The 10,412-nt window shown below is 68.5% G+C and carries 11 protein-coding genes; 6 read left to right on the top strand and 5 right to left on the bottom strand.

Going from position 1 to position 10,412, the window contains the following annotated elements:
* From ACWELQ_RS25995 to ACWELQ_RS25985, 3 genes are all read left to right on the top strand, one after another.
* The coding region (locus ACWELQ_RS25995) for a WS/DGAT domain-containing protein (RefSeq protein ID WP_452399660.1) at positions 1–445 on the top strand (445 nt) is incomplete at its 5' end.
* A gap of 20 nt (positions 446–465) precedes the next feature.
* Positions 466–1,251: an RluA family pseudouridine synthase gene (locus tag ACWELQ_RS25990; RefSeq protein WP_452399659.1), complete on the top strand. Its 786-nt coding sequence runs from the start codon at positions 466–468 to the stop codon at positions 1,249–1,251.
* Between the two features lie 128 nt (positions 1,252–1,379).
* The gene (locus tag ACWELQ_RS25985; protein ID WP_452399658.1) at positions 1,380–2,165 is read left to right on the top strand and encodes a metallophosphoesterase; all 786 of its coding nucleotides are present in this window, start codon (positions 1,380–1,382) and stop codon (positions 2,163–2,165) included.
* Here the strand turns inward: ACWELQ_RS25985 and ACWELQ_RS25980 are convergent.
* A complete protein-coding gene (locus ACWELQ_RS25980) occupies positions 2,146–3,210 on the bottom strand; it encodes an AraC family transcriptional regulator (protein WP_452399657.1) in 1,065 nt (354 codons plus the stop codon). The two genes, ACWELQ_RS25985 and ACWELQ_RS25980, sit on opposite strands and share 20 nt — an antisense overlap.
* Positions 3,211–3,305: 95 nt before the next feature.
* On the opposite strand from ACWELQ_RS25980, the gene ACWELQ_RS25975 reads away from it, so the two are divergent.
* Both ACWELQ_RS25975 and ACWELQ_RS25970 read left to right on the top strand, forming a co-directional pair.
* Positions 3,306–4,757 carry a flavin-containing monooxygenase gene (locus tag ACWELQ_RS25975; RefSeq protein ID WP_452399656.1) on the top strand — a complete coding sequence of 484 codons (1,452 nt, stop codon included), beginning with the start codon at positions 3,306–3,308 and terminating at the stop codon, positions 4,755–4,757.
* Between the two features lie 36 nt (positions 4,758–4,793).
* The gene (locus ACWELQ_RS25970; protein ID WP_452399655.1) at positions 4,794–5,555 is read left to right on the top strand and encodes a dienelactone hydrolase family protein; all 762 of its coding nucleotides are present in this window, start codon (positions 4,794–4,796) and stop codon (positions 5,553–5,555) included.
* Here ACWELQ_RS25970 and yczE read toward each other — a convergent pair.
* Positions 5,520–6,188 carry a membrane protein YczE gene (gene yczE, locus ACWELQ_RS25965; RefSeq protein WP_452399654.1) on the bottom strand — a complete coding sequence of 223 codons (669 nt, stop codon included), beginning with the start codon at positions 6,186–6,188 and terminating at the stop codon, positions 5,520–5,522. The two genes, ACWELQ_RS25970 and yczE, sit on opposite strands and share 36 nt — an antisense overlap.
* A gap of 243 nt (positions 6,189–6,431) precedes the next feature.
* Between yczE and ACWELQ_RS25960 the strand changes: the two genes are divergently transcribed.
* The gene (locus ACWELQ_RS25960; RefSeq protein WP_452399653.1) at positions 6,432–7,724 is read left to right on the top strand and encodes a lipase family protein; all 1,293 of its coding nucleotides are present in this window, start codon (positions 6,432–6,434) and stop codon (positions 7,722–7,724) included.
* 39 nt (positions 7,725–7,763) lie between these two features.
* On the opposite strand, the gene ACWELQ_RS25955 is transcribed toward ACWELQ_RS25960, so the two are convergent.
* The 3 genes from ACWELQ_RS25955 to ACWELQ_RS25945 all read right to left on the bottom strand — a co-directional run.
* A complete protein-coding gene (locus ACWELQ_RS25955; RefSeq protein ID WP_452399652.1) occupies positions 7,764–8,411 on the bottom strand; it encodes an ammonium transporter in 648 nt (215 codons plus the stop codon).
* 147 nt (positions 8,412–8,558) lie between these two features.
* On the bottom strand, positions 8,559–9,323 hold the full coding sequence (locus tag ACWELQ_RS25950) for a CbiQ family ECF transporter T component (RefSeq protein ID WP_452399651.1): 765 nt from the start codon (positions 9,321–9,323) through the stop codon (positions 8,559–8,561).
* Positions 9,320–10,412: ABC transporter ATP-binding protein (locus ACWELQ_RS25945; protein ID WP_452399650.1), on the bottom strand; the 1,093-nt coding region annotated here is incomplete at its 5' end. The genes ACWELQ_RS25945 and ACWELQ_RS25950, both read right to left, overlap by 4 nt.

The following is a 10,412-nucleotide window of genomic DNA, read 5'->3' as shown; positions in this document are numbered from 1 at the left end:
GTGCGGGCGTCTGGCCCAAGAGCGCCCAGGAGAACAGGATGGCGGCCAGCACTTCACCGAGCGCCGCGAAGGACGCGAGCCGGGAGCCGAGATGTTCACCCAGCTGCCGAAGCTGGAGGCCATGCTGCTGTCGGCCGCGCTGATGACGCCGCTCGGGGTGTCACTACTACCGGGCTTCGAAGCGTTGCCGCGCATGCCGTTCAACCTGGTGATCTCGAATGTGCCCGGGCCCCGGAAACCGGTCTACATGCAGGGCGCGCGGCTGGACGCCAACTATCCGCTCTCGATCCCGTTCGAGTCGCAGGCCATGAACATCACGCTGACCACCAATGGCGACAACCTCGATTTCGGGTTGGTGGGCTGCCGCCGCACGGTGCCGGATCTGGATCGCGTGATCGACCACCTGGAAGCGGGCCTGGCCGAGCTGGAGCGGGCCACCGCCTGACGCCTCACTAGGCTGGCCTGGTGATCCAGTGGCCCGAACTGCGCGAACAGTGCCTGATCCTCGAGGACGAGGCGGTGCTCGCCCTGAACAAGCCCGCGGGCATCTCCGTGACCGGGGAACGCCACGACACCGACATCGTGGAAATGGCGGCGGCACAGGGCGAGACGCTGTACCCGGTGCACCGCATCGACAAGGTGACCTCGGGGCTGGTGCTGCTGGCCCGGGAGCTGTCCGCGCACGGGCCGCTCACCCGGCAGTTCAACAAGCGCACGGTGCGCAAGGCGTACCTGGCGGTCGTCGAAGGCAGCGACCTGCCCGACCGCGGGGTCATCGACCTGCCGCTGAGCGTCGGCCGTAAGAACCGGGTGCGGATCGCCGCGCCGCGTGAGAGCATTCGCCGCGCCGCCGACACCTGGCTGGTCGATGCCTCGGAGGTGCTCGCGGGCAAGAACTATCCGTCGATCACCGAATTCGTCACCGTCGCCCGCACCGGCTCGCACGCCGTGCTCGCGCTGCGCCCGATCACCGGGCGGCGGCATCAGATTCGCGTGCACCTGGCCTGGATCGGCTACCCCATCGTCGGCGATCCGCTCTTCGATCGCTCCGGCGAATTCCCGCGCACCCATCTGCATTCGTGGCGTTTGACCCTCGACGCACCCTGGCGGTCGAATGGTCTACTGGATCTCGAGGCGGAACCGGGAGCGGACTTCTGGCAACCGGGTGCGGTGACACTCACCGACGAGCCGCGGCAACTATTGAGCAGCGCAAGCGAACTCATGGCGCGGGCCACGCCGACCGCGCATTGATGACAATTCGCTATATTGCGTGGCGGGTCTCACCGATCCACATCGGGGCAGGTCATTTAGCCTCAATGAGGTGACCGCGGTGCGGCGGCACAGGCGGGCGCGATGCTGCGGCCCTTCACAGAAAGCGAATGCCGATGGTTCTGCTGGCACAGCTCAGTGACACCCATTTCAATATGGGCGCCCGCAATGTCGAACGCGCCGAACGGGTGCTGGGCTTCCTCGCCGAGCTGCCGCAGCGACCGGACTTCATCCTGGTCACCGGCGATATCACCGATGAGGGCGAACTCGACGAATACCGGCAGGCCCGGCTGGCCCTCGCCTCCGAGATTCCGGTGCTGGTGCTGCCGGGCAATCACGACGACCGCGGCAATATGCGGCAGATCCTTTTCGGCCAGGACCCCGGCTACGCGCCCATCAACAATGTCCATCGCGGCGGCGGCGTGAGCGTCGTGCTGCTGGATTCCAGCATTCCCGGCAAGCCCGAGGGGCGGCTCGACGAGGAGACGTACGCGTTCCTCGAGGACGCGCTCGAGCAGACCGCCGCCGACGACACCGTGCTGATCGCCATGCATCATCCGCCGGTGCCGGTGCAGTCCACCGTCGTGGACCCGATCCGGCTGACCAATCCGGAACGCCTGGCCGAGATCGTGGCGGGCGACGCGCGCATCGCGGCCGTGCTCACCGGGCACGTGCACGCGGGGTTGATGACGACGTTCGCCGGCAAACCGCTGATCGTCGCGCCCAGCGTCTCGTCGACCATCGGCTGCGAATGGGAAACGCGCGCACCGGGACACGTGCCGATCGACTTCGCGCCGGACCCGTCGATGGTGTTCCACTCGATCACCGAAACCGGTCTGCTGTCGATGTTCCGCCCGATCGCCATGGGCGGGCGGCTCAGCGAAGCGGCGGAGTGACGAGCGCGCCGCGCCGATACACCGACGGCGTGGTGCCGGTCCACCGTTTGAAGGCGTGGATGAAGGTGGACGCCTCCGCGTAGCCCAGCCGGATCGCCACATCGCTGACCGACAGCGGTGTGGCCGTGAGCATTTCCTCCGCCAGCGCGCGGCGCACCTCGTCCAGCAATTGCCGGTAGCTGGTGCCCGCGGCGTCCAGGTGGCGACGCAGGGTGCGGGTGCTCATATTGAGATCCCTTGCCACCGTGTCGATTCCGGGCGGCACCGCGAAACCGTCCACGCCCCCGCGCGGGACCAGCCGCCCGCGCACCTCGGCCGCGATGCCGGTGCGGGCGCGGCGGCGCGAGACCAGATCGCGGCACTGGGCCAGGCACATGGCCCAGGTGTGGTCGTTGGCTTGCGGCAGCGGCTGCTCCAGCAGGGCCGGATCCAGGGTGAAGGTGGTGTGCGGCTGCTCGAAACGTGGTTGCAGGCCGTAGATCTCGGTGTAGAGGTCCAGGTTCGGCGGGGCCGGGAAGTCGAAGTCGGCGCGCAGTAGCTCCACGCGGTGGCCGAGCAGATCCGACAGCACCTGGTGCATGGCCGTCACATCCCGCTCCACCAGGAACCGCCGCACATCCGCGGGCACCCGCTCGTCGTGGACCACGAATTCGCCGGGCTGCCAGCGGGCCGCGGGAATGCAGAAGGTGAAGCTCAGCTCCAGGAAACGCAGCGCGAAGGCGATCGCCTCGCCGAGGGTGGGGCTGCTGACACAGGCGAAGCCGAAGATGCCGAAGGTGGAGATGCGATAGCGCCGTCCCACCTCGAGTCCCAGGTTCGGCCGCACCCCCAGCTCCCGCACCAGATTCCGGATGATCGCCAGCTCGGTGTGGGCGTCGATCTGCGCGTCCGGATCCGCGAGTTGTTTCTCGGTGAGCCCGCTGCCGTGCAGCATGCGCGCGGTCGCCACCCCCTGCTCACGCGCGAAACCCACCATGAGCGCGACACTGGCCACGCCACGGGGGAAGTCCCAATCCCGGATGCTCGCCTCCTGCACGGTGCCCATCCCCTGATTATGGCCGAAATTCTCGATCAGGTCGCCCACCAAATCCGGGCCTCGCTCCTACAGTGAGAGGAGTCTGCTATGTGAGGAGCACCACAATGCCGTCGGTCATCATCATCGGCGCCGGATTCGGCGGGCTCGGCATGGCGATCGAGCTGCGGCGCAATGGTTTCCGGGAGTTCACCATCCTGGAGAAGGCGGCCGATCTGGGCGGGGTGTGGCGGGAGAACAGCTATCCCGGAGCAGCCTGCGATGTGCCGTCACCGCTGTACTCGTTCGCACACGAACCCAAACCCCGATGGCGGCAGCGGTATTCGACCCGCGAGGACATCTGGGACTACATGCGCGGGGTCGCCGCCCGGCACGAGCTGTCCGAATCCATCGTGTTCGGGGCCGAAGTGACCGAGGCCGACTACGACGAGACCGCCCGGCGGTGGACCGTCCGCACCGCCGACGGCGTGGAGCGCACCGCCGATGTGCTGGTGTCGGCGGTCGGTCAGCTCTCCCGCCCGGCCATGCCGCCGATTCCCGGCATCGAACGCTTCGCCGGGGAGTCCTTCCACTCCGCGCGCTGGGATCACGAGGTGAAACTCGACGGCCGCCGGGTGGCCTGCATCGGCACCGGGGCCAGCGCCATCCAGTACATTCCCGAAATCCAGCCGCGGGCCGCGGAACTCACGGTGTTCCAGCGCACCGCCGCCTGGGTGCTGCCCAAATTCGACACCGACTACAAGCCGGTCCATCAGCGCGTCCTGGTCGCGATTCCGGGAATGCCGGTGGCCGAGCGATTCTCGTGGTGGGCCATCGCCGAATTCGTGGCGCTCGGGCTGGTCGAGTTCCCCGGCATCGTGCGCGCGGTCGCCCGCATCGCCGAGAACCATCTCGAGGAGCAGGTCACCGATCCGGTGCTGCGCGCCAAACTCACCCCCGACTATCCGATCGGCTGCAAACGCGGACTGTTCTCCAACGACTACTACCCCGCGCTGTGCGAACCGAATGTCTCGCTCGAGACCACACCCATCAGCGAGATCGTCCCCGAGGGCGTCCGCACCGCCGACGGCGTCCTGCACGAGGCCGACGTCCTCATCTACGGCACCGGTTTCAAGGGCACGGAATTCCTGTGGCCCATGAAGATCCGCGGCCGCGGCGGCCGCGCGCTCGGCGACGCGTGGGACGGCGGCGCGCACGCCTACCTGGGCCTGACCGTCCCCGAATTCCCCAATATGTTCATGGTCTACGGCCCCAACACCAACCTCGGCGTCGGCTCCATCATCTACATGATCGAATCCCAGGCCCGCTACATCCGCCACGCCGTCCAACTGCTCGCCGAACACCCCGGCAGCGCCCTCGAGGTCCGCCCGGAAGTCGAGCAATCCTTCAACGACGCCCTCCAGCAACGCCTTTCCCGCACCCCCTGGAACTTCTGCACCAGCTGGTACCGCACCGCCTCCGGCCGCATCACCAACAACTGGCCCGGCACCACCCGCAGCTACCGCCGCCGCACCCGCAAAGTGCACCTCCCGGACTACACGTTCACCCCGCCGCGCTAGGTTCGAAAGCACCTACGCGACGGGAGGATTCAACCGATGGTGGAAGTACATGGGGAATCTGTCGAGATCGTGACGACCGATGGCGTCGCGGACGCCTACGTCACGCATCCCGACGACGGTGCGGCGCATCCCGGAGTGTTGGTGCTTCAGGACGGTTTCGGGCTGCGGCCCAGCTTGCGGGCGCTGGCCGATCGGATTGCCGCGCACGGCTACACCGTGCTGCTGCCCAACGCGTTCTACCGGCACGGCCCGGCGCCCGTGGTCGAACTCCCCGATTTCATCGACCCGTCGGCCCGCCCGGAGATCTTCCAGCAGGTCTTTCCGATGATCCGGGAGATCACCGGGGATCGCCTGCGCGCCGATGCCAACGCCTACCTCGGCTGGCTGGCGGCGTCGCCGCTCGTCACTCCGGGCAAGGTCGGCGTCACCGGCTACTGCATGGGCGCGCGCCTCGCGGTCATGGCCGCCGGTATGTTCCCCGATCGGATCGGCGCGGTCGCCGGATTCCACGGCGGCCCGCTCATCGTCGACGGCCCCGACAGTCCGCACCGCCTGGCCGAGAACATCACCGCGGAACTGTATTTCGCCCACGCGGGCGAGGACCAGCACATGACCGCCGAACACATCGCCGAGTTCGACAAGGCCCTCGCCGCCGCCGGCGTCACCTTCCGCACCGAAACCTACGCGGGCGTCCAGCACGGCTACACCCAGGCCGACACCGCCGCCCACGACCCGGAATCCGCCGAACGCCACTACCGCGAACTACTGGCCCTCTTCGACCGCACCCTGCGCGGATAACACCCTCGACTCCGCCGCGGGCTCGACAGCGGACGCCTGCTCGGCGTGGAATCCGGGCAGGAACCGGTCGACGAACGGGATCATGAGCTGGATCAGCGGCCCGATGCCGAAGGCGTAGACCAGCGTGCCCACGCCCACGCTGCCGCCGAGGACCCAGCCGATGGAAAGCACCGTTGCCTCGAGTCCGGTGCGAATGAGCCAGACCGGTTTGCCGGTGCGCCGAACCAGGCCAGTCATCAAGCCATCTCGCGGTCCCGGCCCCATGCCCGCGCCGATGTAGAGCACCGTCGCGATCGCGTTCAGGACCACCGCGGCGCCCATGGCCCCGATTCGCAGCGGCAACCCGTGCAACTCCGGCAGCAGCCACAGCCCGGCATCGACCGAGACGCCGATGACCACGACATTGCTGACCGTGCCCAGACCGGGCCACTGCCGCAAGGGAATCCAGGCCAGCAGCACCACCGCGCCGGTGATCGCCACGATCGTGCCGAAACTCAACGGCACCTGCCCGGCCACGCCCTGATGGAACACGTCCCACGGATCCAGGCCGAGCGCCGCGCGAATCATGACGGCCATGGAGAACCCGTACAACCAGAGTCCGACATAGAGAGCGAGGAGGCGACGCAGCAGCATGCACCGAGCATGCGGGCAACTGGCATGCAATCGGAAGAGCCAGTTGCCAAATGCTGGACTTGTAGCTGGATATATTCTTTCGTACTAGAAACCGCGCAACGCCGTAGTTACGACGCGCGGGACGTCGTTGACCGACGACCGGACCGGCAGTAATTTTGATGCTCCGATGCGCCGGCGTTCTTATCGGCGCGATGTGCGAGTCCGTGGTCTGGAGCGTCGGGTGATACGACGCTGGAGGGCGTTATGCGGCGGGATGGCGCATGGTTCGGGGCACGCACGCGGGCAGCGACAGGGCGGGCGAACACGGGGCGGGTCAAGGGAATTCGACACTGGTGGCGCGGTGGCCTGATCGGTGCGGTCACCCTGCTGGCGGCGGTCGTCGCGGTACCGGGCACTCGCGCCGACATCCCCTACCCCGATGACGATCCGTTCTATGCGGCCCCGATCTCGTTGGGGGAGTTCGACAATGGCGCGATCCTCGGCTCCCGCTCGATCGCCGTCTTCGGGCTCCCACTCCCGGTGGCGGGCTGGCAGGTGCAGTACCGCACCACCGACTCCGCCGGGGCGGCGGTCGCCGATGTCGCGACCGTGATGTCGCCGCTCACCCCTTGGACCGGACCCGGCGATCGGCCGCTGCTGTCCTACCAGATCGCCGAGGACAGCCTCGGAACCCGCTGCGCGCCTTCGTACGCGCTGCGCGGGGGCCGTGACTTCTCGATCGCCACCACCCTGCTCGACGTGCCCTTCCTGGCCGAGGCGCTGCGTCGCGGCTGGGCCGTGGTGGTCTCCGATTACGAGGGCCCGCAGTCGCGCTTCTTCGACGGCGTGAACTCCGGCCGGGCCGTTCTCGACGGCGTGCGCGCCGCCAAATCCTTTGCCCCGCTGGGCATCACCGAATCCAGCCCGCTGGGCGCGTGGGGCTACTCGGGTGGCGCGTTCGCCACGCTGTGGGCCATGCAGCTGCGCGCGAGCTATGCGCCCGAACTCCGGTTCGCAGGAGTCACTTCCGGCGGCGTGCCGACCAATATTCCGGCCATCGCGCGCGGCGTGGACGGCAGCTATCAGGCCGGGCTGGCGGTGTTGATCCTGCTCGCCCTGGCGCGCAACGATTCCGGGTCCGGCCTGGCGGACGATCTGAACGACAGCGGTCACGCGCTGCAAGTCTCGGAGGCCACCGCCTGCGGCGGTGATCTGGTGTCACGGCATCTCTACGGCCACGTGGACGATTACTCCGCGGTCGGAGACATCCTCGGCAGCCCGGAATTCCTCGCGGCCACCAACCATGAAGAGCTGGGCGGTTGGGCCCCGGACGAGCCGCTTTACCTGTACCACAGCAACAATGACGACGTGATCCCGTCGGCCGGGTTCAGCGCTCTCGTCGACCGCTACTGCGCGCTGGGCGCGACCATCACCGCCGTGCACTCGGCGATCCCCGGCCACAACCCGGCCGCCATCGTGGAGGCGTGGGGAGCCATGAACTTCCTGTCCGACCGCTTCGCGGGCGTCCCGGTGGTTGCCGGGTGCACCGTGCGATGACTCAGCACGGCGCACCCGACGACTCGGGGGTTACTCGTCTTACGGGTGCGCCCACTTGGTGGTGCCGGGCGCGGCGCTCAGCGTGCTGATCAGATCGACGCCGGCGATGAGCAGCGCCGGGCCGCCCACCGCGAGGGTGCCGATGACCGCGCCGATGCCCGCTGCGAGCGGCACCGTCGCCAAACCGAAAGCGCCACCGAGGAATCCGATGGCGCCGATGCCCGCACCGATCGCCAGGCCGACGAAGCTGCCGATGGCGGTGGCGATGCCGAACTGGCTGTTGAACGCCTGCATGGCGAGGGTGTTCTCCTCGAGCGAGGCCACCGGATGCAGCACCGGCGTGGCCGCCGCGACATCCTTGACCGCCGTCATGCTCAGCGTCGCGCCGTCCGCGCTCACATTGCTCGGCAGCGGGTAGCTGAACCCGTCCTGCTCGAAGGACAGCGGCAGGCTCAGCACGGTGGCGCCGGAGGCGTCCTTGATGTTCACGTCCCCGCCGGTCAGCTCGAAGCTGCCGTTGGTGAGGGTGGTGACGACGGTATTGCCGACCAACTGGCTCTGGTAGCCGATGTCGGGAACCGTCGAATCCGCGTGGGCCACACCGGCCCCGGCGATGGCGACCGCGGTGACAATCGGCGCGGCGACTGCGGTGAACTTGCGCAGCATCATGGGTCTTCCAATCTTCATCAGGTTTTCGTGGCAACACACGGCTCGGCCTGAAGAATTCCCCCTTTGCGAACTACCGAGCCCCTGTTGCGTTCAGCAACGCGTTCTACTGGACATCACCGTAGCGCGTCACACCGACAAACCGAATAATTTTCGGCTCGAGCGTCGTTAAAACAGCAGTTCGACACCCACACCCAGGGCGCACATCAAGGACAGCACCAACAGCGCGACCAGATCGGCGCGGCCGGGAGCCCCTGGGCGAGCGGTCAACTCACCCGTGCCGCCCCGGGTCGTGATGGCCTCGCCCAGTTCGGCCGCGCGCCGCGAGGACACCGCCATGCTCGCGGTCAGAATGTCGACCAGCGGATTCTCCACCGCGCGCCGCGCCAGCGAATCCTTGGGCCGCAGCCGACGGGCCGCGCGCAGCACCCGCATCTCCTCGAGCAGCAGCGGCAGTCCGCGCAGGGTCAGCGCCACCACCACCGCCCACTCGTCGACCGGAACGGCGTGCCGCACCCCGTTGCGGGTCCAGCCGATGCGCTTCAGGGGCGCACCGAGTTTGGCCAGCGCCGGGGCGACCGCGCCCATCGGCGTGGTCCAGGCGACCAGGAACGAGGAACCCAGCAACAGGAATCCGAACAGCACCACCTGCGCGTAGCGCACCAGCGCCGACATGCCGACCGGAGCGTTGATGGCCGCGCCGATCGCGACACCGGCCCACAGCCACCACGGGAAGCGCGGCAGCGTGCCCAGCGGCAGCCGTGCCAGCAGGAACACCGCGACCAGGAACAGCGTGGCCAATCCCAGCAGCCACCAGGACGGGATGAACATCAGCAGCAGGCTGAAGACAAAGACGCCGATCATCTTGGTACCGGCCCAGAGTCGATGCACCGGGCTGTCGACGGGTACCTCACGCAGGACCACACTGCTCATCGAACGCCTCCGCGGACATCGTGGGCCGGGCTGTATTCCGTTGCCGGAGGACCGTTTTCGACCAGGCGGCCGTCCCGCAGGTGCACGGTGCGGTCGCACACCGCGGCCATATCGGCCACGTCGTGCGAGATGACGATCAGCGTCAGACCCGAATCCCGCAGCCGGGCAAGCAGTTCCACCACCCCGGCGCGACCCTCCGGATCGAGCCCGGCCAGCGGCTCGTCGAGCACCACCACCTGCGGATGACCGGCCACGATCGCGGCCAGCACGACCCGCTTGGCCTGCCCGCCGCTGAGCTTCTCCACCGACCGCGAGGCCAGCGCCCGGTCCAGGCCGACGGCGTCGAGGGCCTTGGCGACCGCGTAGGTGCCGCTGCCGCCCCAATCCTCGATCTCCTCGCCCACACTCTGGCGTTGCAATTGCAGCCGCGAATGCTGGAAGGCCAACTGCACGGCCCCGATTCGCTTGTGCACGGGCCGGGTACGGGTGAAGTCCCGCAGATCGCAACTGCCCGCGGCGGGGACCGTCAGCCCGGCCATGATCCAGGCCAGCGTGGACTTCCCGGAACCGTTGCCGCCCACGATGAGCAGCGCCTCGCCGCGTCGCACGGTCAGGTCGATGCCGTGCAGGGCGGGCGCTTCCCACGGGGTGCCCCGGTTGTATGTGTGTGAGACGCCGCGCAATTCGAGCACCGGGTCACCCATGGGGCGACGCCGTGGATCGCGCACGGGGCGCGGCCAGGCGGGCAGGTGATCGACGGTGCGACCGTCCCGCAGATGGATCACCCGGTCGGCGGCGGCCGCGTCGGCCTCGTGATGGGTCACCAGGACCACGGCCATCGGATGCCGCCGCGGCAGTTCGGCCAGCAGTGCCACCAGGTCGCGGCGGCCCTCGGGATCGATCATGGAGGTGGCCTCGTCGGCGAGCAGCAGGGTGGGGCGGCGGGCCAGGGCGGCCGCCACCGCGAGCCGCTGCTGCTGACCGCCGGAGAGCGTGGCGGTTTCGCGCCCGCCCATCCCGGCCAGGCCGACCTCGGCCAGCAGGCCGTCGATATCGACAGTCGCGGCGTCCGCGGTCGGCAGCCCCCAC

It is taken from the genome of Nocardia sp. NPDC004722 (assembly GCF_053601505.1).
This window is presented reverse-complemented; position numbering and strand designations above follow the sequence as displayed.